At 63.0% G+C, this 24,673-nt stretch carries 27 protein-coding genes and 2 pseudogenes; 12 read left to right on the forward strand and 17 right to left on the reverse strand.

The features are described 5' to 3' along the window. Positions 1-92: 92 nt before the first annotated feature. From P9273_RS10665 to P9273_RS10685, 5 genes are all read left to right on the forward strand, one after another. Positions 93-1,232, forward strand: coding sequence for a hypothetical protein (locus P9273_RS10665; RefSeq protein ID WP_278048865.1), 1,140 nt, complete (start codon positions 93-95; stop codon positions 1,230-1,232). A gap of 64 nt (positions 1,233-1,296) precedes the next feature. Then, positions 1,297-1,683, forward strand: coding sequence for a VOC family protein (locus P9273_RS10670; protein ID WP_278048866.1), 387 nt, complete (start codon positions 1,297-1,299; stop codon positions 1,681-1,683). 351 nt (positions 1,684-2,034) lie between these two features. Then, on the forward strand, positions 2,035-2,274 hold the full coding sequence (locus tag P9273_RS10675) for a hypothetical protein (RefSeq protein ID WP_442920205.1): 240 nt from the start codon (positions 2,035-2,037) through the stop codon (positions 2,272-2,274). A gap of 28 nt (positions 2,275-2,302) precedes the next feature. Next, positions 2,303-2,476, forward strand: coding sequence for a hypothetical protein (locus tag P9273_RS10680; RefSeq protein ID WP_278048867.1), 174 nt, complete (start codon positions 2,303-2,305; stop codon positions 2,474-2,476). A gap of 109 nt (positions 2,477-2,585) precedes the next feature. Beyond that, entirely contained in the window at positions 2,586-3,497 is a 912-nt protein-coding gene (locus P9273_RS10685; protein ID WP_278048868.1) for a complex I NDUFA9 subunit family protein, read from the forward strand. 348 nt (positions 3,498-3,845) lie between these two features. Here P9273_RS10685 and P9273_RS10690 read toward each other — a convergent pair whose 3' ends face one another. The 5 genes and pseudogenes from P9273_RS10690 to P9273_RS10710 all read right to left on the reverse strand — a co-directional run bounded on the left by P9273_RS10690 (position 3,846) and on the right by P9273_RS10710 (position 7,521). Further along, on the reverse strand, positions 3,846-4,316 hold the full coding sequence (locus P9273_RS10690; RefSeq protein WP_278049035.1) for a YbhB/YbcL family Raf kinase inhibitor-like protein: 471 nt from the start codon (positions 4,314-4,316) through the stop codon (positions 3,846-3,848). A 183-nt stretch (positions 4,317-4,499) separates the two neighbouring features. Beyond that, positions 4,500-5,363 (reverse strand): annotated as a pseudogene (locus P9273_RS10695) (glycoside hydrolase family 25 protein); the annotation flags it as partial. Between the two features lie 161 nt (positions 5,364-5,524). Continuing rightward, positions 5,525-5,663 (reverse strand): annotated as a pseudogene (locus P9273_RS32340) (GH25 family lysozyme); the annotation flags it as partial. Positions 5,664-5,815: 152 nt separating this feature from the next. Beyond that, a complete protein-coding gene (locus P9273_RS10705) occupies positions 5,816-6,601 on the reverse strand; it encodes a phosphodiester glycosidase family protein (RefSeq protein ID WP_278048869.1) in 786 nt (261 codons plus the stop codon). Between the two features lie 47 nt (positions 6,602-6,648). Further along, positions 6,649-7,521, reverse strand: coding sequence for an undecaprenyl-diphosphate phosphatase (locus tag P9273_RS10710; RefSeq protein WP_278048870.1), 873 nt, complete (start codon positions 7,519-7,521; stop codon positions 6,649-6,651). A gap of 199 nt (positions 7,522-7,720) precedes the next feature. On the opposite strand from P9273_RS10710, the gene P9273_RS10715 reads away from it, so the two are divergent. Beyond that, the gene (locus P9273_RS10715; protein ID WP_278048871.1) at positions 7,721-8,650 is read left to right on the forward strand and encodes a hypothetical protein; all 930 of its coding nucleotides are present in this window, start codon (positions 7,721-7,723) and stop codon (positions 8,648-8,650) included. A gap of 5 nt (positions 8,651-8,655) precedes the next feature. Here P9273_RS10715 and P9273_RS10720 read toward each other — a convergent pair whose 3' ends face one another. From P9273_RS10720 to P9273_RS10730, 3 genes are all read right to left on the reverse strand, one after another. Continuing rightward, the gene (locus P9273_RS10720) at positions 8,656-8,868 is read right to left on the reverse strand and encodes a hypothetical protein (protein WP_278048872.1); all 213 of its coding nucleotides are present in this window, start codon (positions 8,866-8,868) and stop codon (positions 8,656-8,658) included. 129 nt (positions 8,869-8,997) lie between these two features. Continuing rightward, positions 8,998-9,393, reverse strand: coding sequence for a GFA family protein (locus P9273_RS10725; RefSeq protein ID WP_278048873.1), 396 nt, complete (start codon positions 9,391-9,393; stop codon positions 8,998-9,000). 113 nt (positions 9,394-9,506) lie between these two features. Continuing rightward, entirely contained in the window at positions 9,507-9,755 is a 249-nt protein-coding gene (locus tag P9273_RS10730; protein WP_040981203.1) for a ParB N-terminal domain-containing protein, read from the reverse strand. 140 nt (positions 9,756-9,895) lie between these two features. On the opposite strand from P9273_RS10730, the gene P9273_RS10735 reads away from it, so the two are divergent. From P9273_RS10735 to P9273_RS10750, 4 genes are read left to right on the forward strand one after another with little or no spacing between them, the layout of a single operon-like run. Further along, the gene (locus P9273_RS10735; protein WP_278048874.1) at positions 9,896-11,539 is read left to right on the forward strand and encodes a N,N-dimethylformamidase beta subunit family domain-containing protein; all 1,644 of its coding nucleotides are present in this window, start codon (positions 9,896-9,898) and stop codon (positions 11,537-11,539) included. Position 11,540: 1 nt separating this feature from the next. Continuing rightward, positions 11,541-12,923 carry an aminotransferase family protein gene (locus P9273_RS10740; RefSeq protein WP_278048875.1) on the forward strand — a complete coding sequence of 461 codons (1,383 nt, stop codon included), beginning with the start codon at positions 11,541-11,543 and terminating at the stop codon, positions 12,921-12,923. 13 nt (positions 12,924-12,936) lie between these two features. After that, on the forward strand, positions 12,937-13,431 hold the full coding sequence (locus P9273_RS10745) for a GNAT family N-acetyltransferase (protein WP_278048876.1): 495 nt from the start codon (positions 12,937-12,939) through the stop codon (positions 13,429-13,431). A gap of 2 nt (positions 13,432-13,433) precedes the next feature. After that, positions 13,434-14,462 (forward strand): histone deacetylase family protein, encoded by a 1,029-nt coding sequence (locus P9273_RS10750; RefSeq protein WP_278048877.1) that lies wholly within the window; start codon positions 13,434-13,436, stop codon positions 14,460-14,462. Here P9273_RS10750 and P9273_RS10755 read toward each other — a convergent pair. The 3 genes from P9273_RS10755 to P9273_RS10765 form a co-directional block, all read right to left on the reverse strand. Beyond that, positions 14,459-15,727 carry a cysteine desulfurase-like protein gene (locus P9273_RS10755; protein WP_278048878.1) on the reverse strand — a complete coding sequence of 423 codons (1,269 nt, stop codon included), beginning with the start codon at positions 15,725-15,727 and terminating at the stop codon, positions 14,459-14,461. The genes P9273_RS10750 and P9273_RS10755 overlap by 4 nt on opposite strands. A 35-nt stretch (positions 15,728-15,762) precedes the next feature. Continuing rightward, the gene (locus tag P9273_RS10760; protein WP_040995240.1) at positions 15,763-16,830 is read right to left on the reverse strand and encodes an aldo/keto reductase; all 1,068 of its coding nucleotides are present in this window, start codon (positions 16,828-16,830) and stop codon (positions 15,763-15,765) included. 113 nt (positions 16,831-16,943) lie between these two features. Next, entirely contained in the window at positions 16,944-17,402 is a 459-nt protein-coding gene (locus P9273_RS10765) for a hypothetical protein (protein WP_278049037.1), read from the reverse strand. 391 nt (positions 17,403-17,793) lie between these two features. Between P9273_RS10765 and P9273_RS10770 the strand changes: the two genes are divergently transcribed. After that, positions 17,794-17,958, forward strand: a complete 165-nt coding sequence (locus tag P9273_RS10770) for a DUF1127 domain-containing protein (protein ID WP_096874857.1) — start codon at positions 17,794-17,796, stop codon at positions 17,956-17,958. A gap of 60 nt (positions 17,959-18,018) precedes the next feature. On the opposite strand, the gene P9273_RS10775 is transcribed toward P9273_RS10770, so the two are convergent. Further along, positions 18,019-18,525 (reverse strand): DUF1993 domain-containing protein, encoded by a 507-nt coding sequence (locus P9273_RS10775; protein ID WP_278048879.1) that lies wholly within the window; start codon positions 18,523-18,525, stop codon positions 18,019-18,021. Positions 18,526-18,666: 141 nt separating this feature from the next. On the opposite strand from P9273_RS10775, the gene P9273_RS10780 reads away from it, so the two are divergent. Beyond that, on the forward strand, positions 18,667-19,716 hold the full coding sequence (locus tag P9273_RS10780) for a DUF1176 domain-containing protein (RefSeq protein WP_278048880.1): 1,050 nt from the start codon (positions 18,667-18,669) through the stop codon (positions 19,714-19,716). A gap of 15 nt (positions 19,717-19,731) precedes the next feature. Here the strand turns inward: P9273_RS10780 and P9273_RS10785 are convergent, their stop codons facing one another. The 5 genes from P9273_RS10785 to P9273_RS10805 form a co-directional block, all read right to left on the reverse strand. After that, positions 19,732-20,619, reverse strand: a complete 888-nt coding sequence (locus P9273_RS10785) for an alpha/beta hydrolase (protein WP_278048881.1) — start codon at positions 20,617-20,619, stop codon at positions 19,732-19,734. Positions 20,620-20,652: 33 nt separating this feature from the next. After that, positions 20,653-22,269 carry a molybdopterin-binding/glycosyltransferase family 2 protein gene (locus tag P9273_RS10790; protein ID WP_278048882.1) on the reverse strand — a complete coding sequence of 539 codons (1,617 nt, stop codon included), beginning with the start codon at positions 22,267-22,269 and terminating at the stop codon, positions 20,653-20,655. Continuing rightward, positions 22,266-22,970: an XdhC family protein gene (locus tag P9273_RS10795; protein WP_040995249.1), complete on the reverse strand. Its 705-nt coding sequence runs from the start codon at positions 22,968-22,970 to the stop codon at positions 22,266-22,268. Before P9273_RS10795 ends, P9273_RS10790 begins: the two co-directional genes overlap by 4 nt. A gap of 5 nt (positions 22,971-22,975) precedes the next feature. Continuing rightward, positions 22,976-23,314 carry an XdhC family protein gene (locus P9273_RS10800; RefSeq protein ID WP_278048883.1) on the reverse strand — a complete coding sequence of 113 codons (339 nt, stop codon included), beginning with the start codon at positions 23,312-23,314 and terminating at the stop codon, positions 22,976-22,978. 105 nt (positions 23,315-23,419) lie between these two features. Further along, positions 23,420-24,670 carry a vWA domain-containing protein gene (locus P9273_RS10805; RefSeq protein WP_278048884.1) on the reverse strand — a complete coding sequence of 417 codons (1,251 nt, stop codon included), beginning with the start codon at positions 24,668-24,670 and terminating at the stop codon, positions 23,420-23,422. Positions 24,671-24,673: the final 3 nt, after the last annotated feature.

Consider the following 24,673-nt stretch of genomic DNA (forward strand, 5'->3'; position numbering starts at 1 on the left):
GAGCAAAAAATAAAGCGCCCCTCCCTTTCAACAGAAATATGTGCAAGGCAACTTGTACATATTTCGCCTGGAACAAAATAAGAACAAAATGAATGAGCATTATCACAAAGCCTATAAGAATATACCTTGATACATCTGACTATAACGAGCTAGCAAAGGAGAACACCGACTATTCGGATGTAAAAGAATTTATTTTGAACGGAGTCGAAACCGGCAAAATATCTACAGGATATTCATACCCAATAATATTCGAGCTTTTTCGCAAATACGACACGAAACACAAACCGGAGAGGCTGCGTATCGCTCGGTTTCTCAAGACAGTTTGCCGATCTAACGCGTTTCCATATATTTCAGATTTACGCGCAGGAGCCCAATTTCCAAACAACGGAATTTGGATGCCTTTGGAGGCGCTTGAATCCTTTTCTCCGAAAGCGTTAAATGACTATTTGTGGGATAATATTCGAAACCGCATTGCAAAAGACGAACGCATCCCAAGGAAAATAAGGCGGCAGATCAAATCCAAATCCGGATACCTGGATTTGGTTCGCAATCTTCCCTATCGGGAATTCAATAAGTCAGATTTTCCCGATATGCCGATCTCGGATGAGATTCTGGCTAGCGGCTCCTTACAGGGTTTTATTCGTGGGTCTGTCCATGCGGTCAGTTTATCGAAGGAACTCACCCGATGGTTAGGCGATCCAGAGGCGTTTATTCAGCTTTGGTATGAGTATTCCGGGAGGGATAACCCCCTTGAAAAGGTGGTTATGGATTCATTCCAGAAACTTTCGACTGCGTTTGAAACTCTCAAAACGCAGATGAAGAGCGTCGATGAGATGTACAGGACGGCAAAAAAAGCTCACTCTGACTTGCATAAGCGCTTACACAGCGCAGATTTACCAAAGGATGTTTTATCGTCAATTACATTACCTGAGCGCCCCAGCAGACCAAAGCTGCCCGATGCGAATTTGACGCTAGACGATAAGATCGGGCCTGGAAGAAGTGGACATTTCAATCATTATTTCAATGCCTTACGAGATGACAGAATCAAACCGTTGCCGTCCGATTTCATAGATTTAATTCACCTCGTTTATCTGAAGGACGTCGACTTGATACGATGTGATCGTAGAATGGCCAACCTGATGAGAGGTTGCCAAACAATTGATTCCACTAAGATCGTCGGCAGCCTGCGAGATTTGCCTGAAGCAATCCAGCGTATCGCCACCACACACTGAAGCGCGAAGATAACAAAGTCGGCCACCGTTTCGCAGCTTGAAAGGTCAGGCAGTCAAAATCGTCATGATCGACCACATCACCATCGAGGTCAGCGACCTCGCGAAGAGCAAGCTCTTCTACGAAAAGGCCTTTGCGCCTTTGGGCCATCGCCTCTCCTTCGGCAAGGAAGGCGTGTTCTGGGCCTTCGATGTCGGCAATGGCTGCCTGTTCGAGATCCAGAGCACCGGCGAGACGCCGCCGCTCACCCATCTGCACGTCGCCTTCAGGGTGAAGAGCAAGGCACAGGTCGATGCATTCTATCGGGCGGCACTTGAGGCGGGTGCTGCGGACCACGGCGCGCCTGGGCCGCGCCCGGATTATGCCGAGAACTACTACGCCTGCTTCGTGCTCGATCCCGATGGATATAACATCGAGGCGATGATCAACGAGCCCTCCGCTTCGTCATCCTAGGGCGAAGCAAGGAGCGAAGCGACGCGCGTAGACCCTAGGATCCATGCCGTTACTTCAAGGCGTTGCAGCGTTTCAGAATTCTGCACCGTTCATGCTACGACAATGGTCACGGCATGGATCCTCGGGTCAAGCCCGAGGATGAAGATGGCGCGCGCTGCGGGGCGCCAAGCCCAGGGGCGGCGCTTCCGTCCAGCATGCCTCATCCGGCCGCTTCGCGGCCGCCTTCTCCCACAAGCGGAGAAGGGAAGAAGCGATCCTGCCGGTTCTCATGGGAACTCCAAACCGAAAACGCAGTTCACTAGTGCGTGGAATCGCAGGAACTTCACCGCACCCGCGAGGAGCCGGAAGCAAATGAACGCGGTGCCGCCGAAGGAAATGGACGTCGTCCTGCAGCAACTGCCGCTGAGGATCGGCGCCTATGTGCCCGACGATCTGCTGGAGGATTGGTTCGCGCCGGGAACGGGCATGCGCCCTGTCAGCGATGAAGCGCTTGCTGCCGCCGCCCGCTACGGACGACAGTTCGAATGTGAATTCAAGTACTACCCCGAGAGGATGGAAGGCGTGTTCTGGAAATGGGTTCCAGCGCTCTGATTTCGGACACGCCGGCGGAGCAAAAACAATGATGGAAGAGAAGGTTCGCGAGGCAATCGTCTCGGAGCTTGAGCGTCAATCGGAATCCGATCCTTCGAGACTGCGCATCGAATTGGACGAAGATCGCCTGATTGCAAATGGCGATATCGACCTCTTGGCGCTTGCCACGGCGATCGTCGGCGCCGTGGCGGGCGCGCCTTAGAGCCCGCGAACCGGTTTCGGGACAAAGACATGCGTCAAACCAGAAACCCAAAGCGCATGGAGTCTGAAAGGTCGCGACGCGCTTTAGAGGTAACGCGCGAGGAGCACCGATGAAAGTTGCTGTGTTCGGCGGGACCGGGTTTCTCGGCCGCAGGATCGTCGAGCGGCTGCTGGACAAGGGCTTTGAAGTGCGGGCGGTGTCCCGCCGAGCACGGCGGGCAGCGGTCGGCTCGGGAGCGAAGGCGCCCGATCAGGTCAATGCGGATATTCTGGACAGATCCGCGATCGGCCCGGCAATTGCCGGATCAGATGCGGTGGTGAACGCGGTCAGACTTTATGTCGAGCATGGCGGCTTGACGTTCGAAAGGATGCACGTGACGGCCGCGGCCGATTTGGCGAGCGCCGCTCGGCAAGCCCGGGTCGCACGGCTTGTCCATATCTCGGGGATAGGCGCGGATCCGCGATCCGCATCGAGGTATATCAAGGCACGCGGGCGCGGAGAAGACGCGGTCAGGAACTCGTTTCCAGACTCAATTATCCTGCGCTCGGCCGTCATGGTCGGGCCGGACGACGCTTTTCTCACAACTCTTGTTCGACTGATCCGGCTGCTGCCCGTCTATCCGCTATTCGGCCAGGGAGCTACGCGGCTTCAGCCCGTCTATGTCGGCGACGTCGCTGAAGCGGTGAGTCGGCTGCTCGCCGATCCTATCCAGGACGTGTCTACGTTCGAAGTCGGCGGTCCCCGCATTTTGCGTTACAGGGAGCTGGTTCGCGAAATCGCCCGAAGGTTCGGCGCTCATCCGATCCTGGTACCCATGCCGTTCGCTGCCTGGAGCGCCCTGGCGGGAGTGGCTGAATTCCTCCCGACGCCGCCTTTCACACGCAACCAGATTGATATCATGCGTCAGGACAACGTGACGACAGGCGGCATGCCGGGGCTGCAGGAACTCGGCGTCGAGCCACTGGACATCGAGCAAGTCATCGGCATGATCGAAGGAAGCGGCATCAAAACAACGACTTAAGGCGCGTCGCCTCGAATCCGCTTGGTCGCGACGTGCTTCAACGCCACCGCCACATCGGCGGAGCCTTCTGCGGTCGGCCCGGGAAATGTCGGCTCCTCCGGAGGGATCTCGGGTGGAGTGTTCGGCGGAATATCCGGAGGTCCCCTCCCCGGTCCCGGGATGGGATCGGGCGAAGGCGGAGGAACGCCAGGTGGTTCTCCAGGCGGGTTTTCCGGCGGAGCTGGAGGCCGGGCCGGCTCGGGACTGGGATCGCCCGGCGTCGGTTCGGGGTTGTTCGGGTCTGGATTGTTCATTGCAGGCTCCCGAGTGATACGGCCGGCGCTGGCTGACGGGAAAAGCCTTCGCCACTCAGGCGGCATGTTCGTATGTGCCCACGAGCTCCGCCGCCTCGATCGCGTGGCGCCGGGCCTCCTTCCAGATTTCCTTGACGCCGGCCTGGCCGGGAACGCCGAGGCTCGGCACATCGAGAGCCGCCAGCCGGAAATGGTAGTGATGAACTCCGTGCCCGACCGGCGGGTCCGGGCCGTCGTAGGAGGCATTGCCGAAGTCGTTCTTCCCCTGCTGGAGCGCTTCGGTTCCCGGCTTCCCGTCCTCGCCCTCGGCAAGTTGCTCGACGTCGGGCGAAATGTTGAACACCGCCCAGTGGCCGAACGTCCCGCGCGGCGCATCGGGGTCGTCCACGATGAGAACCAGGCTCCTGGTCCCGTCAGGAACCCCCGACCATTTCAGAGGCGGAGAAACGTTTTCACCATCGCGGGTGAAACGCTCGGGGATGGGATCGCCGTCGGCGAACGCCGGACTGATCAGTGTGAGTGGCATGTTGGTCCCTTCCGCTTCTGATGCCGCAAGGTGCCTTAGCCGCACGACATCCTTGGTCGCTTCCAACGAATGCCCAGACGGATCGTTCCCCGGTGCCAGCGAATTGCGGCGCGCATGCAGGTGTGTTTGTGGTCGGACATCACGGCCTCTGCCACCGAAATAGTCGAGGCAATCCGGAAGCGACTAATCCGCGTCGGCTATCATCTGCCCGCCGCCGCCCAGCCAGGCGCGCCATTGCCGTTCGTCGCCATGGAAGACGTTGAGGTCGATGCGGCCGCTCACGCCATGCGACAGGCCGGAGCCCGAATACTGCCAGAACAGCCATTTGCGGCCCGGATAGACCTTTGAGGGATGCGCGGCCACCGCGCGCAGCCAGAACGGGTAATCCTGGAAGGCGCCGCGTAGATTGTCGCGGTAGAAATCGGGGCTGGTGTAGATGATGGGCCGCTGACCGTAATGGCGCTCCAGCTTGTCCATGAAGACCTGCATCTTCTCCAGCACCTTTTCGCGCGAAGGCCTGCGCTTGCAGGAGGACTCGCCGTTCCACTCGACGTCGATCACCGGCGGCAGCGCGCCGTCGACCTTGGGCACGTTGCGGATGAACCAGTCGGCCTGCTCGCCGGCGGTGCGGCACCAGTAGAAGAAATGATAGGCGCCGCGCTTGAGCCCGGCGGCATCGGCATTGCGCCAGTTCTTCATGAACATCGGGTCGAGATGATCGCCGCCGTCAGTCGCCTTGATATAGGCGAAATTGGCACCCTGGGCGCGCAGCTTCTGCCAGTTGATGTTGCCCTGCCAACGCGAGACGTCTACGCCGTGGACAGCCAGATGGCGCGGCGAAGAGCGGCCGAAATTGATCGGCTTGGCGTCGCGGAACGCATAGCGCGTGACCGGGCTGGCGAGCATGGCGGGCGCGGCGCGCGACAGCCGCTTCGGCGGCGAGACGAGCGCAGCCTCCTGCACCGGCGGCTCGACGCTGTCCGGCAGATCAGTCGCCGGGAAGTTCACGGTCTCCTCTTCGGCGAGCCCAAACGGGCGCGAATTTTCGTCGCCAAGGCGCGAATTTTCGTCGCCAAGGCGCGAATTTGCGACGTCAGGGCTTGCGTTACTCTCGTCAAGCAAAGGCGCCGGCGGCTTGATGCGTGCCATGCCCGACATCGACGCGGTCTCGACGGTTTTTTCCCTTACGGCGGTCCTCACTCCCTTCGACACGGGCGCGCTCGGCCGCACGACCGAACTCGTCGTCTCGTTGGACGGCATCTGCAAGGCATCGACGCCCGACGTGGACGAGCAGCCGGCAAGGCAAAGCGAAGCGAGCACGAAACTGACGACGCCAAAAATCCGCATCTTGACCTGTACGCAAAACAAAACAGACCGAAGGCTGGAACAGCGCCGCCGGAAACCCCATTCCTAATGAGAAATTACCAACAAAGTTTGAATCAAAATTTACCTTTGGCGCGGCCGCATGATTCGGGGCAGCGCCGAAAGGCGCTTCCCCGCTAGCGCCGGAACACGCCGATCATCGGCCCGAGATTCCAGAAATCGTCGTTGCGGCCGATGCCGGGCGCGTAGAGGCTCGAGATCGAGCCGTCGAGGAAGAGCGCGTTCGGGCAGCCGAGCTGGTCGCGGAACAGCCGTGCGAATTCGTGGAAGGTCACGACGTCGTCCGAGATCGCGAAAACCGCGACGCCGTCGGCGCGCACGCCCACGCCATCACGGATCTTGCGCGAGGTGCTGTCGGCCTGGAATTTCGGATGCAGCTTGCCGTCGATGACCAGCATCGGTCCGGACTGCGTGGCGTAATCGACGCGCGGCGGGCGCTTCAGGTAATCCCTGGTTGCGCGAACGCCGGCCTTGCCGGCGGCGAGATAGAAGATGCCGTTGGGCTGCATGGAGAAATTGCCGGTTCCCGCTCCCGTCTTCGCCGGCGTGACCTGCTCGCCGCGTTCGACATAGAGCCCGACAGGCGCGAGGTCCGGATGATACATGCCGGCATTGATGCCGAAGAGCATGGTGCGCCCCGCCGCCTGCTGCGCGCTGCGCAGATTGTGCAGCGACCGGTAGAGCTCGCCGTCTTTGTTCTTCCAGAACAGCTCGATGGAAAAATGCTTCGGGTCGGCCTCGCAGACGAGATAGGTCGCGCTCTCGAAAGTCTGGTTGCGGCAGGGCGGCAGCGCGGCCAGCCATTGGCCGAGGCCCATGCCGGCACCGACGGCGGCGGGCACCGCCGATTTCACCAGCGCGGCCAGCAAAGATAGCGATTGCAGCAGCGTCCCAATGTCCATCGGCGCACCCGGCGGTCAGCTGTCGACAGAGCGGATAGGGCCGAGATTCAGGTCAGCCAGCCGGTCGCGACGCCGATCAGCAGCACCACGCCGAGCACACCGCGATAGATGACGAACGGCCATGCGGAGAAGCGTTCGAGCACCCGCATCAGCCCCCAAATGGCGAAGAAGGCCGAGATCGAGGCAACGATGAGGCCGACGGCCAGGATCGACCAGCCATGCGCGTCGAGATGCACTTTGTGCAGTTCCCAAAGCTCCTTGAGGCCCGCGAGCGCAATGGCCGGCAAGCCGAGCAGGAAGGACAGACGCGCCGCTTCGGGCCGGGCGAAGCCCAGCCCCATCGCCGCCGTCAGCGTCGAGCCAGAACGGGAGACGCCCGGAATAAGCGCGCCGACCTGGGCGACGCCCACCAAGAGCGCGTCGAGGATCGATGCCTGGCGCAGCACGAGCTTGTGCCTGGCGAAGATCTCGGCGAGCGCCAGGAGGATCGCCATGACAATGCAGGCCCAGCCGATGACGGCCAGCCCGCGCAGCGGCGAGTTGCAGGCGTTGAGCACGCCGGAAAGCGCAAGGCCGGCAATCACGATCGGGACGGTGGCAAGCACGATGCTGATCGCGAGGCGGAAATAGCGGTCGCCGAAATCGCGGCGCAAGATCGCGAACAGCGATCCGAACAGCACGTCCCTGACATCGCTCCAGAAATAGCTGACCACGGCCGCCAGCGCCGCGAGCTGCATGGCAGCGGAGAAGGCCGAGCCGGGGTCCTGCCAGCCAAGCACGGCCGGCACGATGCGCATATGCGCGGTCGACGAGATCGGCAGCAGTTCGGTGATGCCTTGCACGATGCCGAGAAACGCCACCTTGGCATAACCCAGGCCGACAAAGCCGGTATCCAACCCTTGAGTGCAGACGTCGGTCATCTCAATCCTTTTCCCAGCGCCCCGGCCCAAGGCAAAAGTGAATCGTCATTCGAAAGCCCTGGAGGACAGGCTTAGCCTCACGATAGCGTGATTCCAACTCACGGATTTGTAAGGTGCCGCTAATCCTGCTTGACAACCTTCGGCGCCATATTATCATCCACTAATCTTACACTGTAAGGTACATCGGAGGAGGATATTTATGTCGACCGCCGCCCTCGCGGAATTGCAGCCGCTCACGCCGCCGGAAACGCATGTCCCTGAAATCGCGATCGAGGAGGTGTCGCGCGATTTCAGCCGAGCCATCGAGCGCGCCGAAGTCGCTGCCTGGCTCGACCTCTACGAAGCGGCGCCCGCCGATTTCGCGGCACGGCAAGGGCTGTCGATTGCGAGCGACGGCGATCTGGTCTGGACCACCTGCACGACGATCCCGTTCATCCATTTCAACTGCGTGAAGAATATCGGCGTCGACACTCCGGCAACGGAAGACCAGGTCGATGCGCTGCTCGCGCATTACCGCGCGGCCGGCATCATGCGGCCGTGGTTCTATACCAATCCACATGCCGAGCCGACGCGGCTGCGCTGCTGGCTGGAAGCGCGCGGCCTGCAGCACCAGGGCGGCTGGGAGCGCATCCATCGCGACGCGACGCCGCTGCCGGACGAACCGCTTTTCCCGGGCGACCCCCTGATTCCGGTCGACGATCTGGTAGTCGAGGAGGTCACGCGCAGGACGGCTTCGGAATGGGCTTCCTTCATCGATGCCAAATACAAGCTCCGCACCTCGCAATGGCTCATGGCGCTTGTCGGCCGCAAAGGCTGGCGTCACTACATGCTGAAACGCAGGGGCGCGGTCGTCGCCGTGCGCTCGCTCTTCATCTCAGACGGCGCCGCTTGGAGCGGCATCGAGGCCCCGGTGCCGGGCATCATGGCGCCGAGCTTCGATCTTGACGCCATGCTCGGCGAAAGGCTGGTTCGCGACGGCATCGCCGCCGGCGCGAAGCTGTTCGTCGCCGATATCGAGGCGCCGCGCCCCGACCGCGACGGGCCGGCCTATCGCAATTACGACCGGCTCGGCTTCAAGCTCGCCTATTTGCGCAATCACTACAGCTACCTGCCCGCGCATTCGAGCTGATCGCCTCAGCGGTAGAGCCACTGCTTCAGGCAGCTTCTTGCCACCACATGCGCCGGCGGCACTGAAGCCTGATCGATGCGGGAATCATCGCCAGCCCTGTCGCGAGCTTTTTCCAAAAGCAGGCGAAGCTCGGCCGGGCGCACCCGGTCGCGTTCCATCACGAGCTGGATCATCGGGTCGTTCAAAAGCTCGTCCAGGGTGTTGATGCTCTCGCTCATCCGTCGCCTCCTCGATGCCTGCCCGCATGGCGCTTAGATAGGCAGCCAATGATGGCCCGCCAATGACGCTTTGCCGGCTATGTCGTGAATCGAAGATGAAATTTTTGTGCAGGCCTGCGTCGCAATGACTCAGGCCGGCGGCGCGCCTTCATATTGCGGAAGGCCATCGTCGAGCATCACCCAGGGCTGCTTCGAAGCGGTCCAGAAATGCATGTCGGGCTTGAAGAGGGACGGGTCGTCGAGGGAGCCGGAGGTGACGCCGAGGATGCCCCTGGAGTCGCGCCGTGAGAACAGCGTCGTGCCGCAGGCCGGGCAGAAGCCGCGCTTCAGATCCGGCGTGGAATTGATCGTCGCCACCGGCCCTTCGATGGTCACGTCGTCGATGCGGAACAACAGGCGGGCATTGAAAGCGGCGCCGATCGCCCTCTGGCAGATCCGGCAATGGCAGACCCGTTCGTTGACCGGTTCGACTTCGGCCTTGTAGCGCACCGCGCCGCACAGACATCCGCCGTCATATTTTGCCATGGTAAGCTTCCTGTTCCTGGAGGAGCGGCACGGTAGTGGCCGCCATGGCAGCGTCAATCAAAAAGCATTGATGGGATGCGATCGGTAATGGTGATGCGGCCGGGCGCTCAGGATCAGTGGCGCTTGGCCTGTACGAGATAGGCGTCGATCGTGGTCTCGCCGAGCCACTTGGCGGCTTCGAGCCGGTGCAGCCCCTCGACCAGTATGTGGCGCTTGCCGTCGTGCCGCACCTGGATCGGCGTCTTCATGCCATTCTCGAGGATGTCCTCGGCAAGGTGGCGCACGGTCTCGGGATGCAGCGTCTTGCGTCGCGCCGTCGGCACGTAGATGTCGTCGACCTTGACCTTTTGTACCCGCAGCATGTCGGTTCCCTGCCACTGAACATCGCGTATGAAATAGTCTGTTTGCCGGATATGGCCAAGCGCGCGCTGGCCCGATGCTTTCCATTTGACGCTCAGCCGGCCAATGGTCTCAATGGCGGCCTCGTGATCTCAGGTGTTCCTTGACGCAACTGCCCACCGAATTCCCCGATTTCGGGCTGACGCCCGATCAGCGCCGCGAAGCGGTGCGCGGCCATTATTACGAATGGCCGGGAATGGATGGTGAACGCGGTGAAATTTGGGCCTACAGCGACCGGTTTTCCTATCGTCCGGGCGAGACGGTGACGCTTTTCGTCAGCTCGACGGCGCCGCAATTCAGCCTTGCTGTCGTCCGCGACGGCGGCGGGAGCGAAACAAAGGTGTTCGAGGGAGCGGGCCTGTCGGCGCGCTGGCAGGATACGCCCGACCAATGCTCTGTCGAAGGCTGCGGCTGGGAGGCTTCCTTCGAATTCCGTGTTGGCGACGACTGGCCGTCAGGCGCCTATCGCGTGACGCTCTCAGCCGAAAGCCGCGACGGTAACCCGATCCGCACTCATCATCTCTTTATTGTCGCCCCCCTGCCCAGCCGCAAGCCGGGTCGTCTGCTGCAGGTCGCCGCGACCGGCACATGGCTTGCCTACAACACGTGGGGCGGCTCGAACCACTATCAGGGCATCACCGGCCCGAACCGCGATCAGTATGCAACGATGGTGTCGACCCAGCGCCCCTGGTGCCGCGGCTTCGTCGTGCTGCCCAAGGATGCGCCACGCGTTCCGCTCGAAGTCGCAGTGCCGCCGAAGACCGTGCCGCGCTACCCGCATATGGAATGGGCCTTCGCCACCGGTCATTCGAAGAAATACGCCTCGTCTGGCTGGGCGAGCTATGACAGCCATTTCTTCCATTTCGCCGAGCGCGCCGGCTATCAGGTCGATCTCGCCAGCCAGCACGAGCTCCATTTCTCACCCGAGATCCTTGACGGCTATGACTGCGTCGTCTTCGTCGGCCACGACGAGTACTGGACCTGGGAGATGCGTGACGCCGTCGACAATTATGTCGAGCGCGGCGGACATGCGGCGCGCTTCGCCGGCAATTTCATGTGGCAGACGAGATTGGAGGACGAAGGCCGCCGCCAGGTCTGCTACAAATACCGGGCGCGCGCCGAAGACCCAGCCTATCGCGGCAGCGATGTCTCCCGCGCTACCAATTCCTGGGAGGCGCCCGAGATCCGCCGTCCGGGCAGCGCCACTTTCGGGCTCAACGCGACAAGAGGCGTCTATGCCGGCTGGGGCGGCTGCGCGCCGCGCGGCGTGCGCGGCTTTCCGGTCTATCGACCCGAGCACTGGGCTTTCGCCGGCACCGGCATCTATTATGGCGACCTGCTCGGCGCCGACAGCCATATCTACGGCTATGAGGTCGACGGGCTCGATTTCGAGATCCGCGGCGGTCTGCCCTATCCGACTGCAGAGAGCGGCGCGCCGGACGGCTTGCAAGTGCTGGCCGTCGGCATGGCGAGCCAGGTCGAGGAAAGCGCCGACATTCCGATCGAGGACCAGTTCCTCACCGATGAGGACGGGCGCTTCACCGCCGAGACCTTATTCGGCGAGGCGAGCGACGCCAATCTCGACAAGGTCAAGCGCGGCAACGGCATGATCGCCAATTTCCCGCGCGGCAAAGGCGAGGTCTTCCATGCCGGAAGCTGCGAATGGGTCGCCGGCCTGCTAAGGCAGGATGCGATGGTCGAACGCGTGACCAGGAATGTTCTCGACCGCTATCTTGGAAAGTCCTGACATGTCGAAACTGGAAGTCCAGCCCGTTCCCGAAGCCGAAGCGCGGCCGCCGTCGCATCTGTTCTATCTCTCCAGCCTGCGCCGGCCGCTCGTCGACCGCGCCGAGGGCATCTATTTCTGGACGAAGGACGGCCGCCGCTTCATCGACGGCTCGAGCGGGCCGATGGTCGCCAATATCGGCCATTCCAATCGCAACGTGCTCGATGCCATGAAGCGGCAGATGGACAAGACCACTTTCGCCTACCGGCTGCATTTCGAGAACGAGCCGGCCGAAGAGCTGGCGCGGGAATTGGCGCGGAAACTTCCCGAGGGCATGGACCGCATCTTCTTCGTCTCAGGCGGCTCGGAAGCGACCGAATCCTGCATCAAGCTCGCCCGCCAATGGGCGGTCGCCACCGGCCAACCGAAGCGGTGGAAGGTGATCACCCGCTTCCCCTCCTATCATGGCGGCACGCTGGGCTCGCTTTCCGTCACCGGCGACGATGCGCTCGCCGAAACCTTCACGCCGATGATGCGCGTGATGCCGACCGTGCCGGCCCCGACCGCCTGGCGCGACCGCGACAACCTTTCGATGGAACAGCGCGGCCTCCGCTACGCCGACATGCTGGAGGAGAAGATTCAAGCCGAAGGGCCGGAAAGCGTTTTGGCCTTCATCATGGAGCCGGTCGGCGGTGCCGCGACCGCAGCCCTGGTTGCGCCCGACAGCTACTACCCGCGCATCCGCGAGATCTGCGACCGCTACGGCATCCTGCTCATTCATGACGAGGTGATGAGCGGCGCCGGCAGGACCGGCAAATTCCTCGGCGGCGACCACTGGAACTGCAGGCCGGACATCGTGGCCCTCTCGAAGGGACTGGGCTCGGGCTATGCGCCGCTCGGCGCCCTCGCCGCGCCGATGCGCCTGGTCGAGCCGCTGCTGGCCTCCGGCGGCTTCCAGCACGGCCATACCTATGCCGGCAATCCGCTTGCCTGCGCCGCCGGCCTTGCCGTGCTCGGTGAGATGGACCGGCTCGATCTGATCGCCAATGCCGCCGCCATGGGCGACGTGCTGGTGGCAGAATTGAAGGGCCTGCAAAAGCGCTTCCCCTTCATCGCCGACGTACGCGGCAAGGGCCTGCTCACCGGCGCCGAGATGGTCGCCGATCCGGAAACGCTGAAGCCCATCGACCCGGCCAGCAAGGCGACGCAGCGCCTGCTCGACCACGCCTATGCGCGCGGCCTGATCATCTATGGCCGCAAGGTCAAGGGCGGCGTCGACGGCGACAATTTCATGGTGGCGCCGCCGATGATCATCACCCGAGAACAGATCGGCGAGATGATCTCCATCATCGGCGACTCGCTGGAGGCGCTGGCGCGGGAACTTGACCTACCGGTGGAGGGATGAGGAAGGTGTTTTGATGCCGGCACCGGTCACCCTCCGTCCCGGCACCATCGAGGACGTCGAAACGATTCATGCCGCGCTGCTGCGGCTCGGCGCCCATATAGGCGCGCATCAGGAAATCACCTCGACACCCGAAGACCTTCGCCGCTACGGCTTCGGCGAAAAGCCCGCCTTCTCCACCTTGATCGCCGAAATCGGCGGCGAATTCGCCGGACTTTGCCTGCATTTCCCGATCTTCTCGAGCTGGATGGGCCGTCCAGGCGTCTATGTGCAGGACCTTTATGTTGAGGATCGTTTTCGCGGCCGCCGCGTCGGCGAAAGGCTGCTGCGGCGCGTCGCGAAAGAATGCCGCGCGGCGGGCGGCGCCTATCTGAGGCTCTCCGTCGATACCGACAACGAGACCGCCAAGGCCTTCTATGAGAGACTGGGCATCGGCTGGTCGAGTTACGAGCAGGTGCAGAAGATCGTCGGCGATGCCTTTTTCGCCTTTGCCGACACGCCGGAGGAATGACGATGAAAGCCTTCTACGCCGAGGAACAGAAGCGCCATGACCCGAAGGCTTTCCTCTCCAGCGGCGCACCGCAGCCGAACCCTGAAAAGCCGGAGCGGATCGAAAGATTGTTAGCCGGCGCAGTATCTGCCGGTTTGACGGTCGAACGTCCAGGAAATCATGGGCTTGGCCCGATCGCGGCGGTCCATACGCCTGAATATCTCGATTTCCTCGAGCACATTTTCGCGCGCTGGCAGCGCATCGACGGCGCTTCGGCGGAAGTCATCCCGAACATCCACCCGATCGCCCGCAACGGCTCCTATCCGGCCTCTGCTGTCGGCCAGGCCGGCTACCACATGGCCGACACCGCCTGTCCGATCTCGGCCGAGACCTGGAACAGCGCGCTATGGAGCGCCTGGAGTTCGGTCGAGGCCGCTGAAGCGGTGATGGCCGGGGCGCCGTCGGCCTATGCGCTCTGCCGCCCGCCCGGCCATCACGCTTTCGCCGATGTCGCCGGCGGCTTCTGCTTCATCAACAACTCGGCCGTCGCGGCGCAGGTTCTGCGGAGGAATTGCGCCCGCGTCGCCGTTCTCGATGTCGACCTGCACCACGGCAACGGCACGCAAGGCATCTTCTACGCTCGTCCCGACGTGCTCACCGTCTCGCTGCACGCCGATCCGGTGCGCTTCTATCCGTTCTTCTGGGGGCATGCCGACGAGCGCGGCGAAGGCCCCGGCCTCGGCTACAATCTCAACCTGCCGCTGCCGCGCAAATCAGGCGACGCGGCCTTTCTCGAAGCGCTGTCGGCAGCATTCCAGCGCATCCGCGCCTTCGCGCCGGAGGCGCTGGTTGTGGCGCTCGGCCTCGACGCATTCGAGGGCGATCCGTTCGGCGGCCTGTCGGTGACGACGCCCGGCTTCTCGCGCATCGGCGAGGCGATCGCCGGACTCGGCCTGCCGACGGTCATCGTCCAGGAAGGCGGCTATCTCTGCGATGCGCTCGGCGACAACCTCACAGCCTTCCTGACCGGCTTCGGCGGCAAGAAAGATTAACGCTGCTGCCGCAGCATCGCGATCACGCGATGCACGCTTTCCAGCGTCTCCTCGATCTCTTTCGCCGTGTTGTAATGCGCGATGCCGATGCGCACGACACCTTGCTCGGCGGGTATGCCGAGTTGGTGGACGACCTCCCACGCATAATTGTGGCCGGACCAGACGAAGATATTCTCAGCGTTCATCTGCCGCACGATCGTTTCCGGCGCGATGCCTTCGACGGTGAAGGAAATGGTCGGCACCCGCTCGGCGAGGCGTTCCGGATCGGTGATGCCGTGGATGACCAGGCCTTCGATGTCGGACAGGCCTTCGATCAGTTGCCGGGCAAGCGCGTTCTCGTAAGCGATCGAGACCTCGAACGCCTTGGCGATCCGCTGCCGCCGCGATCCGCCCTCGCCGGCTCCGGCGCCGAAATCGGCGAAATAGTCGATGGCTGCCGTCAGCCCGGCCATCAGCTCGATCTGCGGCGTGCCAAGCTCGAACCGCTCTGGCAGGGCGTTCGAAGAGCAGCGGCATTTGTAAGGCTGGAGCGCGTCGATGACGTCGCGGCGGCCCCACAATATGCCCATATGCGGCCCAAAGAATTTATAGGCCGAGCAGATCAGGAAATCACAGCCAAGTTCCTGCACGTCGATCAGCCCGTGCGGCGCGAACTGTACGGCATCGACATAGACAAGCGCGCCGGCCTGCTTGGCGATCGCCGTCAGCGCCTTCACCCGGTTGATCGAGCCGGTGAGGTTCGAGGCATAGTTCAGCGCGACAAGCCGCGTCTTTTGCGAAAGCAGTGATTTAAGCGCCGATTCCTCGACCTGCCAGCTCCGCTGATCGAACGGCAGGAAGCGCACGACGAGGCCGAGATCCTCGGCAAGCTGCAGCCAGGGCGAGACATTGCCCTCATGGTCCATGCGCGTGACGATGATTTCGTCGCCAGGCTTCATCGTGCGGCCGAGCGTGCGCGACATGTGATAGGTCAGCGTCGTCATGTTGGCGCCGCCGACGATCTCCTCGACGCTCGATGCGTTCAGAAAATCGGCCATCGCCGCATGCGCGTCGTCGACAACCTTCTGCGCCGCGACCGTGGTCTCAAAGAACCCGCCCAGATTGGCGTTGGTCGAGAGCAGGCAGCGGGACACCGCGTCCGCCACCGTCAGCGGCACCTGCGTGCCGGCGGGATTGTCGAGATAGATGCGCCGGCGCCCGTCATCGGCCAGCGAAAGCGCCGGAAACTTGCCGCGCACGGCCTCGATCGGAAAATTTACCGCCATCCTCCATCCCCTTGTTCTTTCTCAACGATTCCTGATCACGGACACGGATTGCCGACGCGCTGATGGATGGCGTCGACTGCCTTCTGCATTTCTTCCGTCCACCTGACCTCGACCGAGGACAGCGCCGTGTCGAGCTGCGCGACGCTGGTTGCGCCGATGATGTTGGCAGTTACAAAAGGCCGGCTCGATACATACGCGTTCGCGAAAAGCGCCGGCTCCATGCCGAAGGAGCGTGCCAGTTCATTGTATTCGAGCAGCACCTCCGCCGCATTCGGCGTCTCGTAGCGCTGGCCGCGGTTGAAGAGCTGCGAGCGCGAACCTTGCGGCCGCGCGCCATGATCGTATTTGCCGGTGAGATAGCCCTGCGCAAGCGGCGAGTAAGGAAGGAACGCGATCTCCTCGCGCTCGCAGACCTCGGCAAGGTTCACCTCGAAAGTGCGGTTGACGAGATTGTAGGCGTTCTGCAGCGAGGCGACGCGCGGACCCGTGCCCTTCTCGGATTCGAAGACGAAGCGCATGACACCCCAGGAGCTTTCGTTCGAAAGCCCGAGATGGCGGATCTTTCCGGCCTTTACGAGCTCATCGAAGACGGCGAGCGTTTCGGCAATCGGCGTCTCGTCTCCCGGAGCGCCTGCCGCATCCGCACGCCGCGCCACCGCTCCGACACGCGTCGGATTCGAGCCCCACGGAATGTCCCGGTCCGGCCAGTGGATCTGGTAGAGGTCTATGTAATCGGTGCCGAGCTTGGCCAGCGACTTCTCGACCGCATCGAAAATGTCGGCACGCACCAGCTTCGACGGACGATCGCCGCGGAACCATGTATTGGCCGTGCGGCCGACGACCTTCGAGGCGAGGATGACCTTGTCGCGGTTGCGATTGGCCTTCATCCAGCTGCCGATGGTCTTCTCGGTTCGCCCTTGCGTCTCCGCCTTGGGCGGAATCGGGTAAAGCTCGGCTGTGTCGATGAAATTCACGCCGCGGGAGAACGCCAGATCCATCTGCGCGTGGCCTTCGGCTTCGGTGTTCTGCTGACCCCAGGTCATCGAACCGAGGCAGATTTGCGAAACAAGGAGATCGGTCCGACCGAGGCGGCGTTTATGCATGGATTTTCTCCGGCGGGAGGTTGCGCGGACAGCGCGGGGAGGAAATTCAAGCATAAAGCACAGGCTGGAGTTTCTCCAAGCCCTGTAGCCTCAGACCTTTAAGGGAATTCCGGCTACCGGCGTGTGGCCGCCAAAGCCCGCCGCTTGGCCTCGTCGATGAGCATGTTGGCCACCTGCATGCGGATCATGGCGCGCTGGCGCAGATGCGGCGCCACCCGGTCCGGGTGGTTTGCGAAAGCGAAATTGCGGCGAATGCGGCCGAAATCGGTATTCTTTGCCGGGCGGTCGAGACCGAGCTCGCCGGCGATCGCCTCGGGATCGATCGGCGGCAGCTTCTCCTCGGGCCGGGGATCTTCGCCGACAAGCGCCAGTTTCGCCTGGTCGAGAAGTGCCGCGAACTCGGCCGCGAGGTCGGCGCCTGACTCGCGATATTCGGCAGCGACGCTCTCGCCGGCGACCTTGATGCGGCCGGAATGCAGCTCATCGGCCACGGACAGATAGTCGAACGGGATAGACGGCCGGGCGCCCTCTTCCTCGCCTTTCTCCGAGGCGACGATCAGGTCGTCGAGCAACGAAGCGAAATCGAGCTTGTTCCCGGTGCCGATCTCAGCCTCCCCTGTGGTGACGGCATGTATTGATGCCGCCGACCATAGGGCGCGCTCGTTAAAAATGAATGCTGGCGACATTAACAATTGGCGGCTTTTGTGCCCGGGAAAACGATCACGGGAAAAGGCCGGGCTGCATTTTCGTGCAGCCCGGCAGGGTCGCCAGGAACGGCGAGGAAAAGCCAGCCATGAGCCGGCACCGGTCCCTACGGTCGAGCCCACCGGAAAGTTTCACGGAAAATCGATTGGGGCGGAAAAAATTTCATCCGGCATGGCAGCCATGCAATTGCTGCACTGCACAATTTTAACAAATCACCTATATCGTGGTGTCGGGAGGACCAACAGGGGCAACTGAGTCATGGGGTTCTTCACTGAAATGTTCGCTCGGCCGAGGCCGCAGGAACAGCAGCGTTACCGCGCGGCGCTCGCGCTTCTGAATGCGATGAGCAATGCCGACCGCGCCGATATCGGCATCAAGCCGGCGGATTTTCCGCGCATCGCGCGCGAAATGTCTATCCGCTGAGGCTGCGCTGAACCAAAGAGGTTTCCCGGGATGCCGGGAAACCTCCAACCTCTTCAAAAGTCAACGATTTCCCAGAAACGTCTGCTTGCCGAGCGGCACGCCATTGTGGCGCAGGATGTCGTAGGCCGTTGTGACGTGGAAATAGAAATTCGGCATCGCCAGATGCAGAAGATATTGCAGCCCGGGCAACGTGGTTTCGCGGCCTCCGAGCCGCACTTCGACCGTCCTGTCCTGCGATCCTTCCAGATCGGCCGCCGTGAATGTCGCCAGATGATCGAGCGTCTTGGCGATGCGGGCCTGCAGCTCGGCAAAGCTGGCCTCATTGTCCTCGTATTTCGGCACCTCGCGGCCGGCCAGCCGCGACGGCGCGCCCTTGGCGTGGTCGGTGGCGATCTGGACTTGCCTGGTCAGCGCGAACATGTCCGGTGCCAGCCGCGCGGTGAGGAACACCTGCGGATCGATCTTGCGTTCGCCGGCATTCTGCTCCGCCGCGGTCAGGACGCTGGCCAGCGCCTTCAGCCTGGCGGAAAACACGCCGACCGATATGTCGTACATGGAAATGGTCACGGGTAATCTCCCATGCGGCCCCAGCGCCGCGGCGCCTGAACTAGCGCCTCCCAACACGATTCTTCAAGCGGCCCGGCCCGCGGCGTCACCACGCCGCCGCAATCGCCGTGGTAGTATTTTCGTTACCGAGCGGAGGATTCGATGAAAAGAGCCACTTTCGCAGCGACCGTCTTTCTCTCACTGGCCGGCCTCACGCAGCCCGCGCCTGCGGCGGACGCGCCCTATATCGATGATAGGTCCAGCGCCGATGCGGTCGTTCGCTCGCTCTACAGCGCCATCAACCGCCACGAATTCGCCCGCGCCTGGGGCTATTTCGGCGATACGAAGCCGGCAAAGGACTTCAACGCCTTCGTCAAGGGTTACGACGGCACCGATAGCGTTGAAGTCAAGACTGGCGCCGTGTCGGAGGAAGGGGCGGCCGGCAGCATCTATTACAGCGTCCCGGTCGCCATCCAGGCGACCGACAAGAAGGGCGAGGCCAAGGTTTTCGCCGGCTGCTACACGGTCCGCCAGGTCAACGCGCAGATCCAGGAGCCGCCCTTCCAGCCGATCTTCATCGACAAGGGCGCATTGAAGCCGTCGACCGAGGATTTCGACAGCGCCGTGCCGGCAAGCTGCGGCGACGGTCCGCCACCGCCGAAGAAGGACGAGGCGCTGGAACAAGCCAAGAAAGCTTTCCTCGCCAGCTATGGCGACCAGTGCGACAAGGAGGATCCGGAAGGCAAGCCGATCGGCGAGCCCGAGGCTCATTCCATCCGTTACAAGGACAAGGATGCCCAGCCCAACGACCCGGAACGCGAGACGCGGCTGTTCCGATTCTTTTGTTCGATGGCCGCCTACAACGAGACGGCGGTCTACTACATCGCCGACGATGTCAACGGCGTCACCCAGTTGCAGTTCACCGAGCCGGATCTCGACATCCGCTACGAGAACAACAACAGCGAAGGCAGGGTCGAGTCGATCCACATCATCGGCTTCAAGACCAGCGGCAGGGCAACCAACTCGGACTATGACGACAACACCAAGACCATCACCACGTCCAACAAATGGCGCGGTGCGGGAGATGCCTCGTCCTCAGGAACCTATCTCTTCCGCAACGGAGATTTCTCGCTCGTCCAGTATGACGTCGATGCATCCTATGACGGCGAGCAAAACCCGCAGACCGTCATTGACTACAACACAGCGCCTTGAGCAGCTGCAGCGCAGTCACGGCGCCTTCGTCAGCATCCAGTTCAGCGTGCCGCGCCAGTCGACCATGCGGATCGGCGTGCCATGCGTGCCGGTCTCGAAACGCACGAAGCGGGTCGGATAGGATTTTTTGGCGAGGATCGAGCGGAAGAAGGCTTCCTGCTTCTCCACCGGGAAGACCACGTCATGGCTGCCCTGGCCGAAGAACACCGGCACGCGGCGCTTGAAGGCAGGGCTGGTCAAAAAGCTGTCGTCCCACAGCGATCCGAGCAGCAGCAGCCCGTTGATGCGGCCGCCCGTATCCCTGCGCGCGGCGAGCTTCCAGCAGATCATCCCGCCCATCGAACCGCAGGCGACGAAGATTTTCGCGCCCGGCGATGCCTCAGCATAGTGACCGATGAGCGCCGCGACCTGCGCGGCGCCCTTGTCGCCGAAATCGGGGAAGTCCGGCGAAAGATAGAGGCCATTGTTGGCGGCCATAAGGTTTTTGATGCGGTTGAAATTGCCGCCGAAGGTGAAGTCGTCGACGCCTTGCTTGCGGCTGCCGCCCTGCCCGTGCAGGTAGAGCACAATAATCGAAGCGCCTTGTGTCCTGCCGACCGCGACATGCCTGATATCGCCGGCATCGGTTTTCAGCATCAAATCCTGCTGCACCTTGCGCACGCCGGGATCGGTATATTGCGCGTGCACGCGCTTTTCCGGCACCTCGTCGCGCTGGTTGATGTCGCGCATCTCGCGATAGTCGAGGACGGTGTAGGCGCCGTTATCGCTCGTCGACAGTGTCGCAGGATAGGCGAAGAGATCGTCCTTGAACGATTTCAGCGAAAGCGTCTGCCCCTCGGCGGCCGAGAGGGAAAGTGCGGTCGCGGTGATCAGGGCGAAGAAAAGTCGATAACGCAAAGCCATGCCGAGAGGCATGCGAAATTCGGCTCTGCCTTGTCAATCCTGCAGAACGCCGCCCGCCTCCTCCAGCGCCTCGCGCGTGTCGACATCGATCGAGGCGCCCTGCCCGATCTCGACGTCGATGACGTCGAGCCCCTCGGCCTCGACCAGATGGCGCGCGCCGGTGTCACCTTCGAGCTGCGCGATGGCCGCGAAAAGCGATCGCGGCAAAAGCACCGGATTGCCGCGCTTGCCCTGATGCGAGGCGCGCACTACGGCGCGGCCGCCGGAGCGGCGGAACGCGTCGATCAGGCTGTCGAGGTCCTTGGACGAAACGCCGGGCATGTCGCCAAGCACGATCATGGCGCCTGCCGCGTCGGGCGCCACCCTTGCGATGCCCGCCTTCAATGACGAAGCGAGGCCATCGGCGAAGTCCGGATTGTCGGCGAGCCTCACAGCGAGACCGGAAAGCGCGGAACGCACACGCTCGCGCTGATGGCCGGTGACGACGATAGTGCTGGCGGCCTTCGAGCCCAGCGCGCGCGAGGCGGTACGGCGCACCAGCGGCTCGCCGTCGAACAGCGCCAGAAGCTTGTTCGGCCCGCCCATGCGGCTCGAACGGCCTGCGGCCAGCAGCACGATATCGACCTTCAACGCCGACCGTGCCGGCTGCGGCGCCGGCTCGCGCGGCTGCGGCCTTGTCGGGATTTCCATCAGAAGCCCGCCGACGCCCATGCCGGCAATATCGCGGGCCGACACCTCGAGCCCGGCAATCAGGCGATCGAGCACCCAGTCGAAGCCATTCTCTTTCGGGCTGCGCGCGCATCCCGGGGCGCCGACGACACGCTTGCCGTCGAGCGTCCCGAGTACCAGCAGATTGCCGGGATCGACCGGCATGCCGGCGCGGACCACGGTACCACCGGCACGTTCGATCGCCGCAGGCACGACATCGGCGAAGTCGCTCATGGCCGAGGCACCGAAGATCACCACCATGTCGTTGTCGCGCGCAAGCTGGGTCGCGGCTGCGGCGACCGGCGCAATCTCGTGCGGCGTGCGCCGTTCGGCCGTCAGCCGGCCGCCGGAACGCGCCAGCCGCGCCTCGGTGACGCGCAGCGTCTTGTCGAGCACGCTCGGCTTGACGCCCGGAAGCACCGTCTGGATGACGCCGACAGTGATGGGGCGATAGGCGTTGACGGCAAAGATCTCGCGGCCGGCGCAAATTCTCACCACGGTGTCCACAAGGCTTGCCGCGACGGCAAATGGGATGATCTTCACCGTCGCCACCATCTGGCCCTTCTCGACCGATGCGTGCTGCGCCAGCGTCGCGATGGTGATGGCCGGATCGACGGCATTGATGGCGTCGATCATCCCGGCATCGACGGTAAAGACGCCCGAGGCTTCCGCATGCAAATTCACCCGCCCGGTCGCGGCCGGCTTGACCTCGATGTTGCGGTGGCTCATGGCGGCGGCGATCTTCGCGGCGGCGGCATCTTCGCCGAGATCGTCCTCGGCGAGCACCGCGGCGACGACTTCACCGACGCCCGCCGCCTTGAGCGCCGCGATGTCCTCGCGGCTCAGCCGTTGCGCCTTGCGGAACCGTTTTTCACCGGCGGTGGTCGCATGCGCCAGCACCGCCCCTTCCGCCTCATCGATCGGAACCGGCCCGAATTTCACGCCACGGCGCCTTTTGCTTCCAGACCGCGTGAGCGGAAGGCGTGGATGGTCTGGGCCAGGACGGCGACGGCGATCTCGGCCGGACTTGCCGCGCCGATGTCGAGGCCGATCGGCGCATGGATGCGGGCGATCTGGTCGGCGCCGGCGCCGAGCGCCAGCAGGCGTTCGACACGCTTGGCGTGAGTCTTGCGGCTGCCGAGCGCCCCGATATAGAAGCACCGCGCGTCGAGCGCCGCCTTCAGCGCAAAATCATCGATCTTCGGATCATGGGTGACGGCGGCAAGCGCGGTATAGCTGTCGAGCGGCTGGCGCTTCAGCACATCCTCCGGCCATTCGGCATGCAGCGCGACGTCGGGAAAGCGCTCCGGTGTGGCAAAGGCGGTGCGCGGATCGATGATCTCGACCGGATAGCCGGCGATCCTGGCCATCGGCGCCAATGCCTGGCTGATATGCACGGCGCCGATCACGACGAGGCGCGGGCGCGGCAGATGCGCGTTGAGAAAGAAGGTCCGCCCTTCCGCTTCCACCGACCGCGAATGGCCGGTGCGGAACGCATTGGCGATTGCCGCTCCGAGATCGCCGGCAACATGATCACCCTCGCGCACGATGCGGTCGCGGCCGTCGCCAAGGTCGGTGACAAGCACCGCGGCGCGGCGGGCGCGGCGTTCTTCGTTGAGCGTCTTCAGGACATACGGATCCACAGCGGTCAGCCCAGCCTTTCGACATAGACCTTGATGCGGCCGCCGCAGGAAAGGCCCACCTGCCAGGCGGTTTCGTCGGCAACACCGAACTCCAGCATCCTGGCCTTGCCCGAGCCGATGACGTCCATCGCTTCCGTCACCACCGCGCCCTCCACGCAGCCGCCGGAAACCGAACCATGGAAATTCCCTTCGGCGTCGATGACAAGATGGCTGCCGACCGGACGCGGTGCGGAACCCCAGGTCTCGACCACGGTCGCGATGGCGACATCCTTGCCATCCTTCATCCAGCTTTCCGCGATGATCAGGGGATCGCGGGCTTCATCGAGATAAATGCTCTCATCCATCGTCGCTTCTCGCAAAGTCTGCTTTTCAAGGGTAACTTTAGTCTTCCCAACGGAAACTTGGTTGGGCGAACATCCCCCAGAATATAAGGCTTCCAAAACAGATGGCTATGCGGCACGCCTCCCGCCAGTTTGCAGCCAGCGGCGCGGATCGACCGCAGCCGCCGGCCGCTGGTCGAGCGAGGCGCAAAGATCGGCCAGCGCGTGGAGATTGTGCACCGCCCGGAACTCGTCGACATAGGGCAGCATCGCTTTCACGCCGCGGGCGCGCGCTTCGAAACCGTCGAAGCGCAACAGCGGGTTGAGCCAGATCAGGCGCCGGCAGGATTTATGCAGCCGCTCCATCTCCTGCGAAAGGCCGATGACGTCGTCCCGCTCCAGCCCATCGGTGATGAGAAGCACCACGGCGCCCTGCCCGAGCACGCGGCGTGACCACAGCCGGTTGAACTCGGCCAGCGTATCGCCGATGCGGGTGCCGCCCGACCAGTCCTTCACCGCCGCCGAGCATTCGGCAAGCGCCTCGTCCGGATCGCGGTGGCGCATCTGGCGGGTCAGGTTGGTCAGCCTTGTGCCGAAGACGAAGACATGCACGCGCCGGCGCTTTTCCGTCAACGCGTGCAGGAAATGCAGGAAGATGCGCGTGTACTGGCTCATCGAGCCAGAGATGTCGGTCAGCACCACCAGCGGCGGATGCACTTCGCGCTGCGACCGGAACTTCGGCAGGATAAGCGCGCCGCCGGTCCGCGCGGCCGAGCGCATCATGGCGCGCGGATCGATGCGGCGCCCCTGCGCGTCGGCCTTGAAGCGCCGTGTGCGGACTAGATCGAAGGGAAGACGCAGGGCCATGATCGCCCTTTTGGCCTCGGCCATTTCGCCGGCGTCCATCTGGGCGAAGTCCTTGCCGCGCAGTACCTCGTTGCCGGAAAAGGTGAGGCGCGCATCGACTTCGATCTCCGGCACTTCCCGCACCGGCTGGTGCTTCCGATGACCCTCGAACATCGCCTGGCTGACGCGGTTCTCCGCCGCCCGCGGCTTCTGCTTTTCAGCGTTGTCCGGCGCGACCGGCGAGAACATCGCCAGCAGCTTCTCGATCAGCTCGCGCGATTTCCAGAACAGGCGGAACGCCTCGTCGAAGACCGGATGATCCTCGCGCCGCGAGACCAGCACCGCATGCAGCGTCCAGTAAAAGTCGTCGCGCGAGCCGATGCCGGCGGCAAGCACCGCCTCGATGGCGTCTTTCACAGAGGCCGGACCGACGCGCATGCCAGCCTTGCGCAAGGCGCGCGCGAAATAGACGATGTTGTCCGCGATACGCCCATCGGCCAGCGCCTCCTTGGGTTCCGGACGCGGCGACGGCATCGC

This window comes from Mesorhizobium sp. WSM4935, assembly GCF_029625735.1.
Classification (GTDB): Bacteria; Pseudomonadota; Alphaproteobacteria; order Rhizobiales; family Rhizobiaceae; genus Mesorhizobium.